Source organism: Nonomuraea sp. LPB2021202275-12-8, from assembly GCF_037044575.1.
GTDB lineage: Bacteria > Actinomycetota > Actinomycetes > Streptosporangiales > Streptosporangiaceae > Nonomuraea.
Genome location: NZ_JBAHWD010000024.1, coordinates 80,524 through 102,984 on the forward strand (window position 1 = coordinate 80,524; position 22,461 = coordinate 102,984).

General features: G+C 71.5%; 21 protein-coding genes. 7 read left to right on the top strand and 14 right to left on the bottom strand.

What is annotated here, in order from left to right; genetic code table 11:
* Nucleotide 1: 1 nt before the first annotated feature.
* A complete protein-coding gene (locus V5E28_RS33645) occupies nt 2-322 on the bottom strand; it encodes a hypothetical protein (RefSeq protein ID WP_336212993.1) in 321 nt (106 codons plus the stop codon).
* On the opposite strand from V5E28_RS33645, the gene V5E28_RS33650 reads away from it, so the two are divergent.
* Nucleotides 308-835 carry a MerR family transcriptional regulator gene (locus V5E28_RS33650; RefSeq protein ID WP_336212994.1) on the top strand — a complete coding sequence of 176 codons (528 nt, stop codon included), beginning with the start codon at nt 308-310 and terminating at the stop codon, nt 833-835. The genes V5E28_RS33645 and V5E28_RS33650 overlap by 15 nt on opposite strands.
* 20 nt (nt 836-855) lie before the next feature.
* On the opposite strand, the gene V5E28_RS33655 is transcribed toward V5E28_RS33650, so the two are convergent.
* Nucleotides 856-2,205, bottom strand: coding sequence for a pyridoxal phosphate-dependent decarboxylase family protein (locus V5E28_RS33655; RefSeq protein WP_336212995.1), 1,350 nt, complete (start codon nt 2,203-2,205; stop codon nt 856-858).
* 63 nt (nt 2,206-2,268) lie between these two features.
* Between V5E28_RS33655 and V5E28_RS33660 the strand changes: the two genes are divergently transcribed.
* Nucleotides 2,269-2,742, top strand: a complete 474-nt coding sequence (locus tag V5E28_RS33660; RefSeq protein ID WP_336212996.1) for an Lrp/AsnC family transcriptional regulator — start codon at nt 2,269-2,271, stop codon at nt 2,740-2,742.
* 11 nt (nt 2,743-2,753) lie between these two features.
* Nucleotides 2,754-3,497, top strand: a complete 744-nt coding sequence (locus tag V5E28_RS33665; protein ID WP_336212997.1) for an N-acetyltransferase — start codon at nt 2,754-2,756, stop codon at nt 3,495-3,497.
* Here the strand turns inward: V5E28_RS33665 and V5E28_RS33670 are convergent.
* Together V5E28_RS33670 and V5E28_RS33675 are read right to left on the bottom strand one after the other, a co-directional pair.
* Nucleotides 3,478-4,461, bottom strand: coding sequence for a PLP-dependent cysteine synthase family protein (locus tag V5E28_RS33670; protein ID WP_336212999.1), 984 nt, complete (start codon nt 4,459-4,461; stop codon nt 3,478-3,480). The two genes, V5E28_RS33665 and V5E28_RS33670, sit on opposite strands and share 20 nt — an antisense overlap.
* A 12-nt stretch (nt 4,462-4,473) precedes the next feature.
* Nucleotides 4,474-4,653 carry a hypothetical protein gene (locus tag V5E28_RS33675; protein ID WP_336213001.1) on the bottom strand — a complete coding sequence of 60 codons (180 nt, stop codon included), beginning with the start codon at nt 4,651-4,653 and terminating at the stop codon, nt 4,474-4,476.
* A gap of 95 nt (nt 4,654-4,748) precedes the next feature.
* Here V5E28_RS33675 and V5E28_RS33680 point away from each other — a divergent pair, with 95 nt between their 5' ends.
* Nucleotides 4,749-6,242, top strand: a complete 1,494-nt coding sequence (locus V5E28_RS33680; protein WP_336213003.1) for a DUF885 family protein — start codon at nt 4,749-4,751, stop codon at nt 6,240-6,242.
* 91 nt (nt 6,243-6,333) lie between these two features.
* A complete protein-coding gene (guaA, locus tag V5E28_RS33685) occupies nt 6,334-7,881 on the top strand; it encodes a glutamine-hydrolyzing GMP synthase (protein ID WP_336213005.1) in 1,548 nt (515 codons plus the stop codon).
* Between the two features lie 44 nt (nt 7,882-7,925).
* Here the strand turns inward: guaA and V5E28_RS33690 are convergent, their stop codons facing one another.
* The 10 genes from V5E28_RS33690 to V5E28_RS33735 all read right to left on the bottom strand — a co-directional run bounded on the left by V5E28_RS33690 (nt 7,926) and on the right by V5E28_RS33735 (nt 19,817).
* The gene (locus V5E28_RS33690; RefSeq protein ID WP_336213007.1) at nt 7,926-9,443 is read right to left on the bottom strand and encodes a hypothetical protein; all 1,518 of its coding nucleotides are present in this window, start codon (nt 9,441-9,443) and stop codon (nt 7,926-7,928) included.
* A gap of 45 nt (nt 9,444-9,488) precedes the next feature.
* Nucleotides 9,489-10,166, bottom strand: a complete 678-nt coding sequence (locus V5E28_RS33695; protein ID WP_336213010.1) for a polysaccharide deacetylase family protein — start codon at nt 10,164-10,166, stop codon at nt 9,489-9,491.
* Between the two features lie 118 nt (nt 10,167-10,284).
* Nucleotides 10,285-10,980: a class I SAM-dependent methyltransferase gene (locus tag V5E28_RS33700; protein ID WP_336213011.1), complete on the bottom strand. Its 696-nt coding sequence runs from the start codon at nt 10,978-10,980 to the stop codon at nt 10,285-10,287.
* Nucleotides 10,981-10,986: 6 nt separating this feature from the next.
* The gene (locus V5E28_RS33705; RefSeq protein WP_336213013.1) at nt 10,987-12,204 is read right to left on the bottom strand and encodes a glycosyltransferase; all 1,218 of its coding nucleotides are present in this window, start codon (nt 12,202-12,204) and stop codon (nt 10,987-10,989) included.
* A 175-nt stretch (nt 12,205-12,379) separates the two neighbouring features.
* Nucleotides 12,380-14,572: a hypothetical protein gene (locus tag V5E28_RS33710; RefSeq protein ID WP_336213015.1), complete on the bottom strand. Its 2,193-nt coding sequence runs from the start codon at nt 14,570-14,572 to the stop codon at nt 12,380-12,382.
* Nucleotides 14,573-15,186: 614 nt separating this feature from the next.
* On the bottom strand, nt 15,187-16,431 hold the full coding sequence (locus tag V5E28_RS33715) for an acyl-CoA reductase (protein ID WP_336213017.1): 1,245 nt from the start codon (nt 16,429-16,431) through the stop codon (nt 15,187-15,189).
* The gene (locus V5E28_RS33720) at nt 16,431-17,462 is read right to left on the bottom strand and encodes a LuxE/PaaK family acyltransferase (protein ID WP_336213019.1); all 1,032 of its coding nucleotides are present in this window, start codon (nt 17,460-17,462) and stop codon (nt 16,431-16,433) included. The genes V5E28_RS33715 and V5E28_RS33720 overlap by 1 nt, the downstream gene beginning before the upstream one ends.
* Nucleotides 17,459-18,820: an AMP-binding protein gene (locus tag V5E28_RS33725; RefSeq protein WP_336213020.1), complete on the bottom strand. Its 1,362-nt coding sequence runs from the start codon at nt 18,818-18,820 to the stop codon at nt 17,459-17,461. The genes V5E28_RS33720 and V5E28_RS33725 overlap by 4 nt, the downstream gene beginning before the upstream one ends.
* A 15-nt stretch (nt 18,821-18,835) precedes the next feature.
* Nucleotides 18,836-19,594, bottom strand: coding sequence for an SDR family NAD(P)-dependent oxidoreductase (locus V5E28_RS33730; protein WP_336213022.1), 759 nt, complete (start codon nt 19,592-19,594; stop codon nt 18,836-18,838).
* On the bottom strand, nt 19,569-19,817 hold the full coding sequence (locus V5E28_RS33735) for an acyl carrier protein (protein WP_336213024.1): 249 nt from the start codon (nt 19,815-19,817) through the stop codon (nt 19,569-19,571). The genes V5E28_RS33730 and V5E28_RS33735 overlap by 26 nt, the downstream gene beginning before the upstream one ends.
* 368 nt (nt 19,818-20,185) lie before the next feature.
* Between V5E28_RS33735 and V5E28_RS33740 the strand changes: the two genes are divergently transcribed.
* A complete protein-coding gene (locus V5E28_RS33740) occupies nt 20,186-20,815 on the top strand; it encodes a hypothetical protein (protein ID WP_336213026.1) in 630 nt (209 codons plus the stop codon).
* The gene (locus tag V5E28_RS33745) at nt 20,812-22,449 is read left to right on the top strand and encodes a hypothetical protein (protein ID WP_336213028.1); all 1,638 of its coding nucleotides are present in this window, start codon (nt 20,812-20,814) and stop codon (nt 22,447-22,449) included. Before V5E28_RS33740 ends, V5E28_RS33745 begins: the two co-directional genes overlap by 4 nt.
* Nucleotides 22,450-22,461: the final 12 nt, after the last annotated feature.

Genomic DNA, 22,461 nt, shown 5'->3' on the forward strand with positions numbered 1-22,461 from the left:
CTCACTGGGCGCGAGTCCCGGAAGCGAGAAAGACCGGGACGGCGACGAACAGCCGGTCGTTGCGTGCCCTGGCGGCTTGGTCGTCGAGCCAGGTGCCTTCTCCGACGGTGGCGAGCATCGGCAGGCACGCGGCGTCTGTCCACACGATCGTGTGGACCTCGACGGTGACGTTGACGAACCCGTTGTCCAGCAGGAGGTTCCGGTACCGGCGGGCGACCCGAGGGTTCGGCATGCCGTCTGCGCGAGCGTGGACGAGCGTGCGGGTGAGTTCGGGATCGTCGGAGTCGATCACGAACGTGTCCCAGTCGTGGCCGACGAGCACCGCGCGGCCGTTCCTGGCGAGGACCCGGCGGGCCTCGACGACGGCGCGCTCGGGCTCGGCGAGGGTGTGCAGGACCTTGTCGGCGCGGTAGCCGGTGACCGAATGAAGTCAATCGGCGAGGTGGCGGCTCAGTTCGGGTTGCCGACACACGTGTTGCGACACTGGGAGGCGGAAGGACTGCTGACGCTGGCCCGCGCGGGCGACCGCCGCCGCTTCACCGACGCGGATCTGTACCGGGTGGCGGCGATCCTGATCTCGAAGGAGGCGGGCTTCGGACTCGCGGACATCCGGACGATGCTGGCCGCCCGGTCCGCACCGGCCCGCCATGAGGTGATGGCCCGCCACCGCGAGAGGTTGCTGGCACGGATCGCCCAGGCGCAGGCCGCACTCGACATGCTCGAGGGCGGCTTGGAATGCCCGCACGACGACATCATGACGTGCCCGCATTTCCAGGGATTTCTGACTGACCGACTGCGGAGCCGTCTTGTGGATTCGAAGCCTTCAACCATCTGAAGATCTGACGTTCGCACAGTTTAGAGCGCCTCGATCTCGTCCAGGAGGGCTCGCAGCGTGGCGTCGTCCGTGGCCGGGGCCATGACCGTGACCCGCAGGTGACGGACGCCGCCCAGCTCGGTCGAGGTGAGGTAGAAGGCGCCGTCCCGCATCAGGCGCTCGCGGATCTCCGCCTGGTCGCCGCTGCCGTAGCGGAAGCACACGATGTTGCTCTCCGGCTCGTAGGGCAGGGTGAATCCGGGGCGGTCCCGGGCCAGCTCCCAGAAACGGTGCGCGGCGGCGTACTGCCGGTCCACGTAGGCGCCCAGGCCGCGCTCGCCCCGCCAGGCGAGGTTCAGGAAGATCTTCAGGCCGAGCTCCGCCTTGGTGCACTCGACCGCGCGGCCGATCAGGTCGAAGCCCTGATCTCCGTAGAAGAGATAGCTCGCCTCCTGCTTGAAGGCGGCGTCCAGGTCGCCTTCGCGGCGCACCAGGACGGCCGCCGCCAGGGAGGAGGTGCGCAGCATCTTGTGCGCGTCCCAGATGACCGAGTCCGCCAGCGCGATGCCGTCGAGCAGGTGGGCGTGCCGGTCCGACAGAAGCGCGGAGGCGCCGTGCGCGGCGTCCACGTGGAACCAGACGCCGCGCTCGGCGCACCACTCGCCGACGGCGCGCAGGTCGTCGTGGAGGCCGGTGCCGGTGGCGCAGGCCGCTGCGACCAGTGCCATCACCCTTTTCCCCGAAATGTCGGGCAGGCGGGCGGGGTCGATCCTCCCCAGGGAATCGGTCTCCAGCGGCACCAGCGAGCGCCGGCCCAGGCCCAGGATCGAGACCGCCCGCGAGATCGAGTAGTGGGCCGAGGGCGGGGCCAGGACCATCAGATCGTCCGGGACGCCGTCCTCCCAGGCGTCCGGCACGGCCCGCGCCCTGGCCGCCAGCAGCGCCGTCAGGTTGGCGAGCGACCCGCCGTGCGTCAGCACCCCGCCGCCCGCGGGGAAGCCCACCTTGGCCAGCATCCACCTGAGCACCTCGAACTCGACCGTGGCCGCCGCCGCGCCCATCTCGTAGATCGCCATCGGATTGTTCGTGGCGCCGTGCACGAAGTCGGCGAGCGCGGCCGGGAAGTCGGGAGAGGCCGTCTGGTGGGCGAGGAACCCCGGGTGGTGCAGCCTGGTGCCCTCGCTCAGGAAGGTCCGGAGGAAGTCGCGGTAGGTGTCGGGCGTCATGCCGCCCTTCGCGATCAGATCCGTGAGCCCCAGCCGCTCGGCCAGCTCGCGCGGCGACGTGCGCCTGAGCGCGGCGGTCTCGCCCCGCTGGCTCTCGACCACGTACGCCGCCAGCTCGGTGACCGTGATCCCGGCCGCCTCGGTGAACTCCTCGATGTTCCACATATTCGAGATGGTGGTGATTTCATCGGCCTGCGGCTAGTCTCGCCGAATCGGAGGGTGACATAGGTGCATAACGCCGAACTGGATTCGATCGACCTCGCGATCCTGGCCGAGCTCCAGAAGGACGCGCGGCTGCCCAACAAGGATCTCGCCGAGCGCCTCGGCGTCGCCCCCTCCACCTCGCTCGAACGGGTGCGTGCGCTGCGCCGCCGCGGGATCATCACCGGGTTCCGCGCCTCGGTCGACACCGCAAGGCTCGGCCGCCCGCTCCAGGCGCTGCTGGCGCTGCGCGTTCGGCCGCACACCAGCCAGCTCGTGGACCCGCTGCGGGTGTTCGTGCTGGGGCTGTCGGAGACGATCACGCTGTTCCACGTCGCCGGCACCGAGGACTTCCTGGTGCACGTGGCCGTGGCCGACGCCGACCACCTGCACCGGCTGTGCCTGGAGAGGTTTCTGATCCGGCCGGAGATCGTGCACCTGCAGACCACGCTGATCTTCAAGACCGAGCACCAGCCCATCCAGCGGCCTGCCGAAATGTGAGAATAGCCCGCATGACCCTCCGGATCACGACCCTGGCCGAGCGCCCCGAGTTCGCGGCGACGCTGTGGGACATGCCGAGCTCCTGGCAGGAGTTCATGCTGAACGACCCGATCGCCGACTTCTTCTACGCGGTCGCCGCCCGCACCTACCCCGAGTACGTGCTGGTGGCCGACGACGACGGAGAGCCCGGCAGGCTCGTGGCGCGAGGCTGCACGATGCCCTTCTCCCACGACGGCGGCGAGCCGCCCGACGACGGCTGGGACGGGGTGATCCGGCGAGGCTGGCTGGCCGGGCAGAGAGGCGTCCGGCCCAACAGGATCTCGGCCCTGGAGATCACGGTCCGCAGCGACCTGCTGGGCAGCGGGATCTCGCCGCGCATGGTGCGCGCGATGCGCGACAACGCGGCCAGGCTGGGCTTCGACGAGCTCCTGGCACCGGTCAGGCCCAACCAGAAGCACCTCGAACCGCACACCCCCATGAGCGAGTACGCCTTCCGCGCCCGCGCCGACAGCCTGCCCCACGACGCCTGGCTGCGCGTGCACGTACGGGCCGGCGGGAAGATCGTCAAGGTGGCGCCCCGCTCGATGGTCGTCCCGGGCACGCTCGCCGAGTGGCGCCGCTGGACGGGCCTGCCGTTCGACCGGTCGGGCGCGATCGAGGTGCCGGGCGCGCTCAACCCCGTCCACTGCGAGGTGGAGCGCGACTACGCCGTCTACGTCGAGCCCAACGTCTGGGTCAGCCACCCGCTGAGCTGATCCGGCCCAACCGCTCCCCGTGTGGCCGCTCGTCCAGCCCCTTGGCGGCAGCCCACCCGTCATCGTGACAGGTCGCCAGATGCCGCTCGTGCGCGTCGCCCAGCACCGACACCACCGTCCCGCTCTCTCCACGCTCGCGCATCCGCTCGACCAGCTCCAGCGCCGCCCAGAGCGCGGTGCCCGACGAACCGCCCACGGGCAGCCCGGTCACCTCCCTGATGTGCCGGGCCGCCGCCACGCTCGCCGCGTCGGGCACCGGGATGACCAGATCGACGAGGTCGGGCCGGAACCCCGGCTCCATCCGGGGCCGGCCGATCCCCTCGATCCTGGACGGCATCCCGGTCGCGTAGTCGGGCGCGTCGAGCGTCCAGCCGGGGAAGTAGGCCGAGTTCTCGGGATCCGCCACAGCGACCCGAGGCCCGCCCGCGTGGTCCCGCCTCCAGCGGCCGAGCGTCGCCGACGTGGCCCCGGTGCCCGCCCCCACCACCACCCAGTCCGGCCGTACCTGCGCGAACAACTCGGCGGCGAGGTCGTGCTCGGCCGCCCGCCCGAACTGGTCGAGGAAGTGCCCCTCGACCTGGCGCGCCGCGTCGTAGATGGCCACCGGCGGCGTCACGAACCGGCACTCGCCGCCCAACTCCTCCACCGGCCGCGCCCGCCCGTCGGCGCGGGTCCCCGGCATGATCGCGATGTACGGCAGGCCGAGCCGCCTGGCGTACCAGGCCTGCGACACGGCGGCGTTGCCCCCGGTGGCCTCCACCACGGTCGTCCCCTCGGCGAGCAGTCCGTCGAGCACCGCCTGCCGGAACAGCGCCCTGGCATGCCGGTGCCGCAGGCTGCCTGTGGGCTGCGCCGACTCGTCCTTGAGCAGCAGCCGGATCCCGGCCGCCCGGACGGGAAAGTCGATCAGCGGCGTGGGCGGCTCGGCCTGGAGCAGGCCGAGCGCCCGTATGTCCCAGCTCACCCACTCACCTTTTCATCTTGAGCGCGTCGGCTTCGGGGGGCGGTCGCGCCAGGCGGGGCCGGCCGGCGTCACCCGCTCACCCGGCTGCAGCAGGTGGACCCGCTGCCCGGCCCCCTCGAACGCCTTCACCAGCGTGTCCCGGCCCTGGGTGAAGTGCACTGCGGTCGGGCCGCCTGCGTAACGGATGTCCATGGACTTCACGACCCGGAGGCGGGCCCGGCTATTCCCGGTCGCCGCCGTACAGATCGGAAATGTCAAGATCGGCGGCTTGCGCTAGCGTCGCAGGCATGACGGAACTCCAGCCCAGACTGCGTGCCATCACGGATCTGACCGTGGCGGAGGCGCGCGAGGCGGGCGGCAGGCACGAGTACGACGGCACGATCCAGGACCTCTCGCCCGAAGGCGTGCGGGCCGGCCTGGCGCGACTGGGCGAGGGCGCCGCGCCGGACGACCCCTACGACGCCCGGCACATGCGCGTGTTCGAGCAGAGCCTGCGCATCCAGCTCGGCGAGCTGGAGCTGCACCGCCGGAACCCCCTGTTCCACCTGTCCAACCTCGACCTCGCCTGCTACGACCGCGACTACGGTCCCGAGCCGGAGCGAGCCGCCGCCAGGGCGGCCCACCTCGCGCTCTGGCCGCAGGCGGTTCGGCACGCGATCACCGCGCTCGACCAGGTCAGCGCCCCCGTCGCACGATCCCTGCTCGGCGCCGTCAAGGGGCTGGCCGCGGGGATCACCGACGAGGCCGCGCTGAAGGCGCACGGCGACCTCGTCGCGCACGTCGAGCGGGCCGCGACCGAGGGCGACCCGGACGCCTCGCTCGGCGCGCAGGCGCTGGCCCGGCTGATGGGCGCCGGTGAGGGCCTGGAGGTGGACCTGGGCAGGCTGGCCGAGCGCGCCGACGCCGAGCGGGACCGGCTGCTGGCCCGGCTGGCCGACGGCTGCGCCAAGCTCGGCGAGCAGGACAGGGCGCCGCTCGACGTGGTCCGCGAGCTGGTCAAGCAGCACCCCGACGCCGACGGCGTGATCGAGGCGGCCAGGATCGGCACGCGTAAGGCCATCGAGTTCACCCGCGAGAAGGACCTGGTGCCCTACCACGACGGCGAGTGCCTGGTGGGGCTCGCGCCGGAGTCGCGCCGGTGGGCGATGGCGATGATGGCGTGGAACGCGCCGGGCGAGCCCGACGGCCCGTCGTGGTATCACATCACCCCACCCGACCCCTCCTGGCCGGAGCGGGACGCCGAGGAGTGGCTGGAGATCTTCAGCGACACCACGCTGCCCGCGATCAACGTGCACGAGGTCGCGCCCGGCCACTTCTCGCACGGCCTGGCCCTGCGCCGGGCCGGGTCGGACGTGCGGCGGCTGCTGCAGTCGGTGTCGTTCATCGAGGGCTGGGCGCACTACGCCGAGGAGCTCTGCGTGGAGGAGGGCTTCGAGGAGCGGGACCCGCGCTTCGAGATCGGCGTCTGGGTGGAGGCGCTGATCCGCGTCACCCGGCTGGCCTGCGCCATCGGCGTGCACACCGGGGCCATGACCGTGGAGGACGCGGCCAGGCGGTTCGAGTCCGACACGCATCTGGCCGGCCCGGCAGCGCTGGCGGAGGCCAGGCGGGCCTCGTTCGACCCCACCTACGGCCGCTACACCTGGGGCAAGCTGGTCATCATGGACCTGCGCGAGCGGGCACGCGGGCAGTGGGGCGCGGGCTTCTCTCTGCAGCGCTTCCACAAGGCCATGTTCGACCTCGGCTCGCCGCCGCTGGGGCTGGTCGACGCGATCCTGTGACCGGCGGACCCGCGGCAGGCGGGCGGCGAGGGCTTGGGCCTGGGGGCCGATAGACTGGGGGCACCGCATTCGCCTTTGGGGGGTTCTCTCGGTGTCTGAATTCGACACAGTGCTCGTCGTCGACTTCGGTGCGCAGTACGCACAGCTGATCGCCAGGCGGGTGCGCGAGTGCCACGTCTACTCCGAGATCGTCCCCTCGACGATGCCGGTCGAGGAGATGCTGGCCAAGAAGCCGAAGGCGATCATCCTGTCCGGCGGCCCCTCGTCGGTCTACGCCGACAACGCACCGGCCGTGCCGCACGGCCTGTTCGAGACCGGCGTCCCGACGTTCGGCATCTGCTACGGCTTCCAGGCGATGGCCCAGGCGCTGGGCGGCGAGGTGGCCCGCACCGGCGTGGCGGAATACGGCGGCACCTCGCTGGAGGTGCTGCAGGAGGGCGTGATCTTCGCCGGGCTGCCCGCCGCGCAGAAGGTCTGGATGTCCCACGGCGACAGCGTCGCCGCCGCTCCGGCCGGCTTCGCGGTGACCGCCTCCACCAGCGAGACGCCGGTCGCCGCCTTCGAGCACCCCGGCCGCGGCCTCTACGGCGTGCAGTTCCACCCCGAGGTGCTGCACTCCGAGCACGGCCAGGCGGTGCTCAAGCACTTCCTCGACGCGGCGGGCTGCCGCCCGACCTGGACCATGCTGAACATCGTCGAAGACTCCGTCGAGGCGGTCCGCGAGCAGGTCGGCGACGGCCGGGCCATCTGCGCGCTGTCCGGCGGCGTCGACTCCGCGGTCGCCGCCGCGATCGTCCAGCGCGCCATCGGCGACCGGCTGACCTGCGTCTTCGTCGACCACGGGCTGCTGCGCAAGGGCGAGGCCGAGCAGGTCGAGCGTGACTTCGTCGCCGCCACGGGCGTCAACCTGCGGGTCGTGGACGCCTCGGACCGGTTCCTGAAGGCCCTTGACGGCGTCAGCGACCCGGAGGAGAAGCGCAAGATCATCGGCCGTGAGTTCATCCGCGTCTTCGAGGACGAGCAGCGCGCCATCATGGCCGACGGGCCCGTGGACTTCCTGGTCCAGGGCACCCTCTACCCCGACGTGGTGGAGTCGGGCGGAGGCACCGGCACCGCCAACATCAAGTCGCACCACAACGTCGGCGGCCTGCCCGAGGACCTGCAGTTCAAGCTGGTGGAGCCGCTGCGCACCCTGTTCAAGGACGAGGTGCGGCGCGCGGGCGAGGAGCTCGGCCTGCCGTCCGCCATGGTCTGGCGCCAGCCGTTCCCCGGTCCCGGCCTCGGCATCCGGATCGTCGGCTCGGTGACCCGCGAGCGTCTCGACCTGCTGCGCGAGGCCGACGCGATCGCGCGTGAGGAGCTGTCGCGGGCCGGGCTGGACCGGGAGATCTGGCAGTGCCCGGTGGTGCTGCTGGCCGATGTCCGGTCCGTGGGTGTTCAGGGTGATGGGCGGACGTACGGGCATCCCGTCGTGCTCCGGCCGGTGACGTCCGAGGACGCGATGACGGCCGACTGGGCGCGGGTGCCCTACGACGTGCTGTCGCGCATCTCGACGCGGATCACCAACGAGGTGCGGGACGTGAACCGGGTGGTGGTCGACGTGACCAGCAAGCCGCCCGGCACCATCGAGTGGGAGTAACACCTCGGTCGCCTGTATGCGGGCGACGACCCGCGGCCCCCCGGCTAGGACTCGTCCTCGTCGGGCGGCTCGCTCAACAGCGCGCTCTCGGCGTCGCGCCTGCGGCCGGGTTCGGGCGGGGGTGAGTCGGCGGGGGCGCGCCGTCGCACCAGACGCCTGAGGAGCTTCGCCGGTGCGGCGGCGAGCAGTGGCACCAGCAGCACTCCGACGAAGATCGGCGCGGCCAGATAGCGGAAGTCCTGCGCGGAGATGTTGGCCAGGATCGCGAGTTGCTGCCCCACCACGACCGCCGCCACGGCGGGGACGAACCTGTTGCGCAGCGCCCAGGCGGCGAGCGCCACGGCGGCGTATGACAGATAGGACCAGAGCGCGCCCCGCCACAGCAGCCAGTCGAACCGCGGCACGAGCGTGGCGGTGAGCCACGTCTGCGCCACCTGGTACAGCTCCGGCGACAGCGGCCGAAGCGAGAACACCTGCCGTCCCTGAAAGTCGGACACCTTGTTGGGGCCCACGTAGGTGTCGGCGTTCGGCCTGAGGGACATGCGGTACGTCGAGCCGCCGACCGCCAGCTGGTCGGCGGCCACTCTCCAGGCGATCGAACCCCGGCACACGCGGGCGTCCACCACCAGGCCGGGCTGCTCCACCAGCAGCCGCCTCCACAGGCCGAGCAGCTCCCCGGCGTGTGCGTCGGCCCGCGCCCAGTCGAAGTCGGGGCGCCAGATGAGCGGGTTGACCGTGTAGCAGGTGCCGCCCTCGGTCCACCTCGTCAGCGGCGCCACCGATGCCAGCAGCGCTCTGTCCTCGCCGGTGAACAGCTCCGGATGCTCCCGGTAGACGACGGCGATGTCGCCGAAGGCCGTGTGGTAGACGTACGTCCCGGACGGCGGTGAGATGCCGAACTGGGGGAAGATCAAGCTGTTGAGCAGCAGCGGGAGCGCCGCCGCGCCGGCGCCGACGAGGGCGAGCCGGACCCGTGCCGCCGTGACGACGACCAGCAGCACGGCGACGGTGATCGCCACGACCAGGAAGCCGTTCGCGCGGAAGAGACCCAGCAGGGTCAGCAACGTGCCGAGGCCCGCCAGTCTCAGTGGCGTGACCGCCCGCCGCGCCGCCAGGCCCGCGCAGGCCCCGGCGATGGCGATGGCGCAGATGGTGAACGGCACGTCCTTCCAGAGCGTGACCGTGAACGCGCCCGTGGTCGGCACGAACGGCAGGGCGATCGCCACGGCCGTGGTCGTCCTGCGCGGCGCGCCGAGCGCCTTGAGCGACTGGGCGAGGTAGGTCAGGGCCCCGGCCATGGCCGTGGTCTGGGCGAAGGTGACCATTCCAAGATCGCCGGTGGTGGTGAAGCTGAGCCACAGGATCGCGTCGTACAGCACCGAGTGGTCGCTCACCCACGGCCCGGCCAGCGTGTGGCTCAGATACTGCACCGAGTCACGGCTGAACAGGCCCGGATAGAACGCCGCCCACCAGCACGCGAGAACCGCCTGGATGGCGGCGAAGGTGGCCACCCAGAACATGCGCGTGCCACGCCCACGCGTGGCGGCAATCCGCCTCTGCATCGCTGACCCCCGGGACACCGAAGGATCTACCCCGCGCCGCGAGCTTTACGGATAACTCACTCCGGACTCCAGCCCCTTGCCGCGCAGCAGCGTCGGCACCGTGACCAGATGGTAGCCACGCTTCTTCAGCTCATTGACGATCCCCGGCATGGCCTTGACCGTCTGCGGGACGGTGTCGTGCATGAGAAGCACGCCGTTCCGCTTGGCCAGCCGCAGGACCGAGGCCTTGATCTTCTTGGCGTCGCGCAGGCTCCAGTCCAGCGTGGTGCCCGTCCACAGCACCTGCGCGAGCTCGGCCTGGTTCGCCAGCTCCAGGACGCGGTCGTCGGTGTGGCCGAACGGCGGCCTGAACATCTTCGGCGCCTGGCCGGTGGCGGCCTGAATGATCTCCTGGGTGACCTGGAGCTCGTTGAGGATGTCCTCGTCGAAGCGCGTGGGCAGCGACGGGTGCGAGTAGGTGTGGTTGCCGATCGCGTGGCCCTCGGCGGCGGCGCGCCTGGCGATCGAGGGGTGCCGCTCCACCTGCTTGCCCACCAGGAAGAACGTGGCCTTGACGCGCTCCTTCTTGAACAGGTCGAGCAGGGCGGGCGTCCTCGTGCCCGGCCCGTCGTCGAAGGTGAGCGCGAGGCACTTGACCTTGGCGCAGTCGATCTTCGCCTGGGTGGTGGCCGCGGGGGAGCCGGCCAGCACCAACGACACAGCGAGCAAGCCCTGAATCAGCACAGCGACACTTTATGACGAAAGGGGCATTCCATCTGGGCGCCCCGCATCGGCTTCGGAAAGAATCCGCAGGTCATCGCGGGCAGGATCCAAAATGGACCGTTTTTTGTTACCTACCCGTTCACGTTTCGAGGCGGGCGCGCAAGAACAGCGTCACGCCCCTGCGCGACTTGACGGGCAGATACCGCTCGGCGATGACCACCGCCGACAGGCCCGCGTTGACGAGCGCGGGCAGCCGTCGCAGGTCGCTTCCGGTCGAGCCGCGCCGATGCCTGGCGACCAGCGGGCGCAGGAGGACGTTCCAGCTCCAGATCCGCTCGACCCGGAGCCCGGCCTTCTCCACCACGCCGATCAGCGAGTCGTGGCAGTAGCGGCGCACGTGGCCGACCGCGTCGTCATGCGATGACCACAGCGTCATGTCGCAGGGCACCGCGATCAGCGCGTGCCCGCCCGGCCTCAGCACCCGCGCGATCTCCTCGGTGACCAGATAGTCCTCCTTGACGTGCTCCAGCACGTCGAAGGCGGTCACCAGATCCACGCTCGCCGACTCCACGGGCAGGCTGCGGGCATCGGCCAGCAGAGCCCTGAGCCCGCGCTCCCGCGCGACCTCCACCGCCACCTCCGAGTAGTCGGTCGCGGTCGCGTCCCAGCCCTCCTCCACCAGCACCATCGTGTTGCCGCCGCCCGCCGCGCCCACGTCCAGGGCGCGCCCCGGCCGCAGCGTCCGCAGCTCCCCGCGCAGGATGGCGCGCCGCTCCCGATACCACCAGTGAGTCCGCTCGAGAGCGACCAGCTGCCGGATTTCCGTGGCGTCCAAGATGAATCAGCTCCGTGAGCGGGCGAAAACCCAGCGGTCGAGTGCGATGAAGCGGGTGAGGGTGAGCAGGCCGTACGTGGCCACGACCGCGCTCACTTCGAGCAGCCGTCCCGCCTCCGGGACGAGCCCGTGCAGGCCGAGCACGGCCGTGGTGGTGACGGCGTAGTTGGCGACGAAGACCGCCGTCGCCCTGAAGTGCAGTCCGGTACGGTTTCCGCCCCGGAGAGCGAACGTCCACCGGCGATTGGCCTCGGTGTTGACGACCCCGGTGAGGACCAGCGCGGCGAGGTTCGCCGTCACGGGTGACAGGAACTCCCGCAGCGGCAGATAGAGCAGCGCGTACAGCAGCGTGGTGAACGCGCCGACGGCGGCGAACGAGGCGAACTTCGCCAGAGTGGCCGCCCGCGGCGCGGCGACCACCGCGTCCGGATGCGTGGGCGCGGGCTCCGCCGGCCGCGGCACCTCGACCGCCGCCCGGCCCCTCGACATCGACCAGGCGAGCCTGGCCAGGCCCTTCAGATCGTCGACCGCCGTCCGCACGACCCGTACGCGCGAGTCCAGGTCCTCGACCCAGTCCACGGGCACCTCGTGCACGCGCAACCCGTTGTGCTCGGCCAGCAGGAGCAACTCGGTGTCGAAGAACCAGGCGTCGTCCTCGACCCGCTCCAGCAACGGCCTGACCACGTCCGTCCTGGCCGCCTTGAAACCGCACTGGGCGTCGCTGAACCCGACGCCGAAGCCGAACCTCAGCAGCGCGTTGTAGCCGCGCGAGACGACCTCCCGCTTCAGCGAGCGCCGGATGCGGGAGCCGTGCGACAGGCGGGAGCCCACGGCGATCTCGGAGTGCCCGCTGGCCAGCGACGCCACCATGGGAAACAGCGCCCCGAGCCCCGTGGACAGGTCGACGTCCATGTAGGCGACGATGTCGGCCGGGCTGTCGCGCCAGGCCGCCTTCAACGCCGCTCCCCGCCCGGCGATCTCCAGCCGCTTGGCGTGCACCTGGTCGAACTCGCGGGCCAGCGCCTCGGCGATCGGCCACGTGGCGTCGGTGCTGCCGTTGTCCACGATCGTGACGCGCCACGGCAGGGGGAAGGAATCCGTGAGGAACGCGGCCAGCGTACGGACGCAGCCGGGCAGTGCGCGCTCCTCGTTGAGTACGGGAATGACGATGTCGACGGTCGCGAGTCTGGCCGGGCCGTCGACGACGGCGATGCCTGGGCGCACGCGCGTTTCCATAGGTTCCCCTGATCGCTTGTGGCCGGGATTACGGAAATGGTGCTCAGGCGAACCGCGCGTGGACGGGTGATTTCCGTGCAATATTCTCGGCGCTGGCGAGGTTTTTACGCTGCCCTGGGATAGGGGTGTCGCCGCTGGTCTTGCCTGCGCGGATCCCGGGACCTCACAACTCGTAGACCGAACATGCGCCGCTGCGGAAACGCAGCCGGGCAAACCTTTCGAGGGCCGGCGAGGGAATGTTCTGGGACTCATCGACAAATAGCCATTTGACGCCATATGTGCGAATTAGTCGCTCGATATTCTCGGCAGAGGGCGCCATGAAGGCGGCGTCGTTCACCGCGAGCCGGTCCGGGTCGGCGAACCCCAGGCTCAGATAGGACTCCTCGGTCAGCGGGGCCCGCGACAGCGTGCTCTCGGCGTACGCCCAGCCCTCCACCAGCACCCGGCGCTCGCTGTAGCCCGACACCCAGTAGTGGCGGCTGTCGCAGTAGGTGCGCACCGGGCGGCAGTGCGCGTTGGTGGCCACCACGTCATCGGGCCTGGAGTGCTTCCGCAGCCACCTGCCCGCCTCCATGCCGCCTTCTGGCAGCGTAGGGGTGAATTGCCCGGGAGGTCCGAGCGGCTGGATCACCTTGACGGCCGTGGACGGCAGCGCGTACCCCGAGACCAGCGCCACCAGCACCAGCGCCACCGGCCCGCGGCGCCACGCCAGCACGAGCCAGACGGCCACGGTCGCGAGCCCGAGGACCAGATAGGGCAGGACGAGGGGCAGCAGCCGCTGGTCCGGCATGGGAACCTCAGGCCCCAGGACCGCCGTGACGGCCGCCGCCAGCGCCGCGCCGAGAGCCGCCGCCCCCACGGCCCACCAGGTCGAGTACGCCCTGACCAGCGCCAGCCCGCCGGCCACCGCCGCGATCGAGAGATACGGCCTGGCGCCCTCCAGGAAGTAGAGCTGCGAAGCGGCCGGATGTCCGAGCATGAGCATGGCGCCCACACCCGCCGCCCCGATGCCGAGCAGCAACAGCACGGCAGGATCGAGCAGCGCGGCACGACGCCCGGCGGCTGAGGGGCCGGCCGGCTCCAAGGGGGTGACCCGCCGCGCGGCGAGGCCGGCCAGCCCCGCCCACACGCACGCCAGGCAGGTCAGGTAAAGGGCCGCCAGCCCGAGGACGAGACCGGGGGCCGCCTCGGTCTCCAGCCCGTCCACCGGGTCGGCGGCCAGCTCCCACACCCGCCGGATGATGTCCATCGGCGAGATCGTCATCCCCTGCGCACCGCCGCCGAAGAGCACGAACTGCGCCGCCAGGAGGCACGCCAGAGTGGTCAGGCCGGCGGTCAGCGCGGCCCGGTGCAGCCGCCGGCGTGCCAGTGCGTGCACGCCGAGCACGAGCACCAGCCCGCCGAGGAGCATCGGCAGGAACGTGGCCTTCGCCCCGGCCAGTGCCAGCAGCAGGATCGGCATGGCCCACCACCGCCCGCGCTCCGACCGCAGGAAGGCGATCAGCAGCAGGACCACCGGCGCGAAGAGCAGCGTCCCGAAGTTCTGCGTCGGGCTCAGCCACGCGGTGAACAGCGACCGGGTGGTGAACAGATCCAGGCTCCCCTGGTGCAGCGCGGGAGAGCAGGCGAAGCAGGTGACCAGGATCGCCGCGACCCCCACCCATGGCCGCCCGGTCAGCCGCCAGGCGACCGCGGCGACCAGCACGACGATGCCCGCCAGCATGGGCAGCGCGGTCAGGCGGTAGAGCAGCGTCTGCGGCTCGATCCCGGTGACCCAGCTGGTCGCCGCCATCTCCGCGTACACGAACCAGTGATACGACAGCCGCTCACCCAGCACCGCGGGGAACGTCGGTGGCACATGATGCTTGATCTCCCCCAGAAGCGCCAGGTGATACGACATGTCCACATACGGCCCCGCGTTCCCTGGCCAACTCAGCCCATGAACGCGATAGAACTGCTGAGCGCTCCACGCGAGCAGATAGCCGACGACCCCCGACATCGCCCACGCCCACCCGACGGGCACCCGCACCCCGCACCCACGCCAATGCCGCCGCAGCCCCGGCACGACCGCGAACACCACGATCGTGGCCACAGGCCAGGCGAGCACCGCCAACGGCGCCCCGGCAGCCCGCGCCGCGATGTACACCAGCACCTCGACCGCGTAGCCCACCGCCAGCCCCGCCGCCATGTCCGCGGGCAGTGACCCACCCCCCGGCCCCAGGGCCCGCCAGAGCAGCAACCCAGGCAACATCACGCCGAACCCGACATAACCCGCGAACGCCCCGACCTCCCACGCCGGCACCCCGAACCGCCACAGCACCACCACCGCCGCCACCGCGACCAGCCCAGCCGGCACCCACCCAGCACTGGGCCTCCACAGAGCCCGCCCCCGTGGGGGAGCAGGAGTCCTGGCAGGCAGAGCGACGGTCATTCGTACCCCCGAAAAGGATCGACACCCTCGGGTGTCGCGTCGGACAAGTGAGGCGAGCCCCGAAGCCAGCCTCTCCGGGGAGCCGCCAACCCCCAGGCAGGCGCGCTGAGCAGGCAACCGAAACGACGGACTGAACCGAACGGACTGCGACTGCTGGTCCAAGACGGAGAGGGGCTCGACACGTACGGCCCGAGACAGGCGGTCCGAGACGGCAGCATGTGGCAGATCCTGAGAGGGACCGAGGTGGCAGTGGGGTCGGGCCGACGGGGAGGCCAGGCCAGGGGCCGTACAGGAAGGCCGCACTGGGAGCCCAGTGCCAAGAGCCAGTGCCAAGAGCCCGTGCCAAGAAGCCGAGCCAGACACTGCGCCAAGAGGCCGAGTGGAGGGCTGAGCAGGGAGGGCTGAGCAGGGAGAGCGCGGGGGTGGGCTGCCGAAGGGGGCGGGGGTGAGGTGGGCGGGGCGAGATCGGCAAGCGGGAGGGAGGGGAGCCGGGAAAGGTGGTGGAGGGGTGGAGCGGAGTGGGCGGCATGGCGCGGGGGTCAGACGGAGACCGTGACCAGGCGGGTGAACTCGGCGGCCAGATCCACGCCGTCCCATACGCGGTGGAAACTCAGCGCGTCGCCGAACGGCACCATGCGGTCGACGCCGCGCCCGGCGAGCGCCTGCGCGAGCTCCAGCAACTCGTCCCGGGGGAAGCCGAAGTGGGTCATCGTCTGGTCGCGGCGCCCCACCAGGGGCACCAGCTCCCCCAGGGAGTCGAGCTGGGCGTGGGCGAAGGTGCCGGTGCCGAGCCAGCGCCGGGGAGCCGCCACGGCCGTCGAGAGCGTGACGTTGGCCAGGGCGTTGCCGTGGAAGTCGATGGCCCCGGCCGCGCCGTCGGCCGCCAGGCCGTAGGTGGCCACCCGTTTCTCCACCGCCATCGCGGCGTCCACCGCCCAGCCCCGCTCGGTCACCGCCCGCGACAGGTGGGCGGTGAAGTCGGCGCGGGCGGCGTCGCAGTCGGCGCGCGCCCCCACCCAGAAGACCGTGCGCGGGGAGGAGCAGGCGGCCTGGTCGAACCAGTAGGAGTCGTTGACGAACCCTTCGGCGACCGCCAGCCGGATGGCGCGCGGCGCGCACAGCCAGGCCGGCGCCCGGACGGCGGCGAACGACGACCGGTCGGGGAAGGTGAGGTCGCGGGCGTGTGGCGGCAGCGGATGCTTGCGGATCTCGTCGACGGCGCGATCGCCGCCCCAGATGACGCGCAGGTCGCAGGCGGAGGAGAGCGCGGCCGTGATGCCGTCGGAGCGGTCGTAGCAGATGACGCGCTGGGTCGCGCCCACGACCGGGTCGGCGTCTTCGAGCGTCTCCTGCAGCGTCCGGACGATGGTGGCGGCGACGGCGCCCGCCCGGGGAGACAGGCGCACCACGTTGCGGTTGCCCATCAGGGCCGACAGGGCCCAGGAGTAGACGAAGACGGTGTCGACGTTGGCGGGCGGAATGTGGAAGACCAGCCCGCGCGGCACCCGTACATGCTCGCCTCGCAGGCTCTCGACGGTGCGCAGCAGCTCGCTGCGGCGGAGGAAGAAGCCGAGCGAGCCGAGCTCGGGGTGCCGGCGCGAAAGGGTGGGGCGCAGCAGCCGCCTGCCGAACGCGGTGAGGAAGTCGCGGATCCGCTCGTCGCCGACCGCGAGAGCGCCGCCGGCGGTAGCCTGACCGATCGCGAGGCCGCCGCCGTCCGTCACCTGGTCGAGCAGGCAGTCCACGGAGACGGGCGGACCGGCGGGGAACCTGACGTCGAGCATTACGCGGCCGCCTGCGCGTAGGTGTCGCTGCAGCCGCGGGCCTCGGCGCGGGGGAGCCGGCCGAGGACGGAGAAGCGCTTGCCGGGCCAGATCCCGTCGTCGACGCCGTGCACGACGCCGAGGTCCTCGGTCAGCAGCACATGGCCGGGGTAGGAGGTCGGCAGGGTGCTGACCACTTCGATCAGTCCCGGCACGCCCGGCGGAGCCTCCTGCCAGGTGTCGGGATCGCGGATCACCACGTCGGCGAAGTCGGGGCAGTAGAGGCCGCCGCCGTCGGGCCCTTCGAGGAAGACGGTGCCGATCTGCTCGACCATGCCGTAGAAGTTGTGGATGCGGCTCAGCCCGCACTCCTCGCCCAGCCGCCTGCGGTATTCGGCGTTGTCCACCGACTGCTCGGCCAGCTTCTTCCAGCCGCCGGAGTGGATCAGCACCCCCTGCGACAGGTCCATGCCGAGCTCGCGCAGGTGAAGCCAGGCCATGTAGGTGAAGGCGAAGATCAGGTAGGGCTCGTCGCCGTAGCGGGCCAGGAAGCCCTTGACCGCCTCGGCGTCGAGCGCCCCGTGCTCGTCGAGGGCGAAGGTGTGGTCCCTGCCGAAGTTCATCATGCCGAGCACGCCCGCGCCGCGGGCGCTCAGCGTCGGGTCACGCACCACCGTGCGGCTGTCGACGATCAGCATGGGCAGCCGCTGCTCGCCCAGCACCGCCCGCAACGTCGCCGCCAGCATGCGCGGCTGGGTGGCCGCCGCCTCCCTGTCGAGGTAGATCCGGCTGGGCTCGTGGCCGGTGGTGCCGCTGGAGGTGAGCACTCTGAAGACCTGCTCGTCCGGCACGCTGCGCAGCTCGTGGGTCTTGAACAGTCGTACGGGCAACCACGGCAGGTCGGACACCCGCGTGTAGGGCGGTGCGGATCCGATCGCGCCCAGGATCCGCCGGTAGGGCGGGCAGGCGTGGCGATGCCGCTCGGTGAGCGCGGCCAGCTCGGGCAGCAGCGCCGCCTCCCGCTCGGCCGCGGACAGGGTGAAGACGGTCATGTCCGGGCCTCCAGGGCGCGGTAGTCGATCTTGCCGGTGGTGAGCAGGGGCAGCCGGTCCACGCCTCGCACGTCGAAGCCGCTCCAGTGGAGGCGCAGCTCGGTGCCCAGTCGCCTGGCGAGAATGGAGCAGCCCTTGGCGTCGATGCCCTCGGCCCACACGGTGACCCGGTCGTCGCCGCTGGTCGCCGCGACGGGGCCGCAGTCGCGCAGGAGCCGCTCCACGTCGTCCAGGTTGACCCGGACGCCGAAGATCTTGGCGATGCGCTTGACCCTGCCGGTGATGTAGAGGAATCCGTCGCCGTCGAGCCGGCCGAGATCGCCGGTGCGCAGCACCCCGCCCAGCTCGTCTCCTCTCGCGAGGTCGGCGGCGGTCTCGGCGTAGCCCATCATCACGTTGGGCCCGTGGTAGACGACCTCGCCGTCCTCGACGGTCAGCCGCCCGCCGGGGACGGCCGCTCCCACCGAGTCAGGCCTTGCGGCCACCTGATCCGGTGGCAGCACGGCGATGCGCGCGGTCGCCTCGGTCTGGCCGTACATCACGTAGAGCCTCGCCGCCTTGGCGGCGAACTCGGTGACGAGGTCGGGCCGCAGGCGCCCGCCGGCCTGGGTCAGGGTGGTGAGGGCGGGATGCTCGGCCGGGTCGAAGCGCAGTCTACGCAGCATTTCGTACTGGTAGGGGACGGCGGCCAGCGAGGTGCACCGGTGCTCGTCGAGACAGCTCCAGAAGGACCGCTCCAGCAACCCGGCGTCGGTCAGCATCACGCTCGCGCCCGCCATCAGATGGCTGTTGAGCACCGACAGCCCGTAGCTGTAGTGCAGCGGCAGGCTGGTCGGCGCCACCTCCTCGGGCCCGATCGCCAGTGCCTGCGCGATGGCGCGCGCATTGGCCAGCACGGCGGCCCGCGACAGCCGCACCAGCTTGGGGTCGCCGGTGGATCCCGAGGTGGCGAGCAGGACGGCCAGCTCGGGGTGCGGCTCGGCAGCCTCCTCGCGCGAGCCGGCCCCGTCGCGCCGGGTGCGGCGGATCGCCGCCGTGCCGCGCGGGACGCTCGCGCCGTTGGGAGCCTGGGCGAAGCCGAGCAGGGCGGCGGGCTTGAACCGGGCGACGAGCTCGGCCAGCGATCTCGCGGACAGGTCCGGGTCGAGCAGCGCCACGGGCCTGCGGGCCTGCCAGGCGCCGAGGTAGCGCAGGACCGAGGGAAGGTCGTTGCGCATGCCGCAGAACAGCGGGCCGGGCGGCAGCGCCGCCAGTGCCTCGGCGGCGCGGGCGACGCGCGCGGCGAGCCGGTTACCGCCGAGGTCGCCCGGCTCTCCGGCCATGACCAGGCGGGCGTGCGGGTGAGGCAGGTAATCCATCGGGTCGCCCATCGGTCACGGCACCAGCCCGCCGTCCACGCCGATGACCTGCCCAGTGATGAAGCAAGCGTCGCTGGAGAGCAGGAAGGCGGTGACGGCGGCCACGTCGTCGGGGGTGCCGAGGCGGCCCAACGGGGTGGCGGCGACAGTGGCGGCGCGGGCGTCGTCGTCGAGTGTGGACAGCATGCCGGTCTGGATGTAACCGGGCGACACGGCGTTGACCCGGATGCCGGCGGGGCCGAGCTCCTTGGCGGCGGCCTTGGCCAGGCCCAGGACCGAGGCCTTGGTGGCGGAGTAGACGGCGTGGCCGGGAGCTCCGGCGCGGCCCATGACCGAGGAGACCAGGACCACGGACGGGCTGGTGCCCCTGCGCAGCAGCCTGACCGAGGCCTGCAGGGTGTGCGTGGCCCCGAGCGCGTTGACCTGGAAGAGGTCGCGGATCGTGTCGCTGCGCATCATGCCGAGCAGCCCGGCCGCGTGGATGCCGGCGTTGATCACCAGGCCGTCGAGCCGGCCGTGACGCTGATGGATGTCGCGCGCCATCGCGGAGACCGCGGTGGGATCGGAGACGTCGCCGTGGACGGCCTCGACGCTGCCGCCGGTGAGTGCGGCCATCTCGGCCGCCGCCTTCGCCGTCCTGTCGGCGCCGCGCCCGTGGGCGATGACGGCACGACCGGTCATGGCGAGCCTCATGGCGACGGCCCGCCCGATGCCCGTCGTCGAGCCGGTGACCAGGACGACGCGGGGGTCAGTGGGCCGCTGCGCCGATGCCATGCTTCTCCAGCAACTCGGCCGCCTTGGCGAACGAGCTCATGTCGATCATCTCATCGGTGTCGATCATCACGGCGAACTCGTCCTCCATCGCGGCGATCAGCGACATGTGGGCGAGCGAGTCCCACTGGGGGAGGACGCGGTATTCGAGGCCGTCGACGTCGGCGTCGGCCGGCAGGTTAAGCGAGCTGCGGAAGACGGCACGCAGGCGGTCGAGATGACTCATGTGCACTCACTCTCTGTGGTCAAGCCAAGACTTAGTGTAGCGGTGATCCTGAGTCAACTGAAACCAAGCCCCCGTCGCAGGTAATGGAACCGTATAAAGGCGCGTGCCGCCCGTGAGGGGCTGCGAACGTCTGATGGGGCGCGCCAACCGCTAAAGGGGAAACAATGGACGAATCCAATCACTGGTACGGTCACTCCCGCATACTCGGGCAATACTGTGGCCTCTCGGACGAAGCGCCCAAGAGAATTCATGGATTCCTCCAGCATGGCTGGAACTATTTGCATGGATTTCCGCCGAATGACCAGTGGTGCAGTCCCGGATATCCCCGTTTTGTCTGGTCAGACGTGCTGCGACGGCGGGGGTGGTCCATGGGGCGACGCGGCCACTACCTCATCGGCGCGCCCTGGATTTACCTGCTTGACCTGGAGCCCGATCTCGGCGCGAAGGCCAAACGGGAGGGCACGATCTGGTATCCCTTTCATGGCTGGGAGAAACATTCCGTCAGCGGCGACCATGCGCGGCTCGCCGCCGAGATCAAGGACGTGGAGACCGGCCCGGTCACCGTCTGCCTCTATTGGCTGGAATTCGCCAATCCCCGCATCCGGCAGGCGTACGAGGCGCAGGGGTTTCGCGTCATCTGCCACGGCGAGCGCGGGTCGCGCTGGGACGCGGGAGGGCGCGACTTCCTCCGTAAGCAGCTCACGCAGCTCAGGCGGCATCGCAGGGTGGCCTCCAACAGGCTCGGCAGCGCCCTGTTCTACGGCGCCTCGGTGGGCTGCGACGTGGCCGTCTACGGGGACCCGATGCAGCTTGAGGACGAGCGGCCCGAGTACGGCGGCACGGCCCGCCGCCTGCGGCTCTGGCCCGAGCTGCACGGCGTCGGCGTCGACCCCGAGCTGGCCCGGCAGGCCGCGCGGCGCGAGCTGGGATTCGACTATCAGGCGACACCTGAGGAGCTACGGCGAATGTTCGGCTGGAAGCGGGTGCGATGCGCATGACCGAGGCACCCGAGAACGTCCGCTTGATCGGCGGCGAGATGCTGCTGTGGTCCGACCTGTCCAACGTGTCGGGGTTCACCGATTGGCGCGGCGTGGCGCTGGAGCTGATGGCCCGGCTGCTCCCGGCTGACCTTCCCGCACCCCGCAGGGTGTTGCTGGTGGGGCCGCATCCGCAGGTCCTCGTCGACGAGGTGGCCGCCCGCGCCCCGTCCGCCGCACTCCTGCTGCGCTCCTATCCCGACGCCTGCGCGCTCGGCGAACGCCACCCCGACCTCGCCGTTCACTGCGGCAGGCTGGAGGCGTTCGCCGGCGACGAGCCGTACGACCTGGTGCTGGCGTTCGACGGGCTCCAGCGCACGCACTCCGCGGAGGCGCCCGCGGCGGCCTGGCGCGAGTCGCTGTCCGCGCTGGCAGCCCTCGTCGCGCCGGGCGGGCGGCTGGTCCTCGGCGTACGCAACGACCTCGGTGTCGACCGGTTCCTGGAGGCGCGGCCTCCCGACAGGGACGGCGGCGACGACCAGTGGGAGCCGCACGGCTTCGACCCGAGCTACCCCGACGGGCCCGCCGCCCTCGACGCGGGGCTGGAGGCGGCCGGGCTGCAGGTGCGGTGCGCCTACGCCGCCTATCCCGACAGCCTGGCGCCGCGCGCGCTGCTGTCACGCGAGGCGCTCGCCCACGACCTCCCGGAAGCGCTGACGTTCCCGCTGAGCTCCCGTGCCGACGACCGCATGCTGGTGTCCGACCCGCTCCGGTTGGCCCGGCTGGTCTTCAGGCACCGGCTCGGCGAGGAACTCGCCCCCTTCTGGCTGACGGTGGCCGTCAGGTCCGAGGACACCGCCGACCCGGTTGACCTGCCGCTCGGCCTGATAGAGGAGGGGCAGGCCGTACACGAGGTGGTGCCGGCGGTCGCCACCGACACGCGGCCGGTCGCGATGCGGCGGCTGCCCGACGGCGAGGACCGGCCGATCCCGGCCGGGAGGGTCGTGGAGGAGATCCTCGTCGAGGCGTGCGCCCGTGAGGACGTGCGAGCGGTGCGCGAGCTGCTCGCCGCGCTGGCCCGGTGGGTCGAGGACGGAGGGGACGCCTCCGCCACGACCGACAGCCTGGTGTGGGACGGCGAGCGGTTCGCGGCCATCGGCACCGGCCCGGCCCCGCAGCGGACTCCCGCTCCCGAGGTCGTGCTCTGCCGGATCCTGTGGCGCTTCGCGGTCCGCCTGCTGGCCGCCGGGCATCACCATCCGTGGCCCTGGCCGCTGCAGGCCGACCAGCTGACGCTGACGCTCTGCGGCATGGCCGGCCGGCCATGCGAGCAGAGGGAGCTGGATCTGGCACGCAAGCTGGAGGCCGAGCTCGGCCGGCCGGCCGAGCTCGCCGGGACGGCTCCCACCTACCGCGACCTGCTACGCGCCCGAGACCGCCTGGCCGACCAGCTCACCGCGGCCCTGGCCAGGATCGCCCGGTTGGAGACCAAGCTCACCTATCGCGAGCGAGAGCTGGTCAGGGCACGCGGCAAGTTGCGCAGGACCCAGCGCAAGGCCTCCGCGTACCGTAGGACTCTCGGCTACCGCCTGTCACGACGTCTGTCCCGCCCGCGGCAGGTGGCCCGCAGGGTCATGCGCCTGCTGTCCGGCTGAAGAACAGGAGCT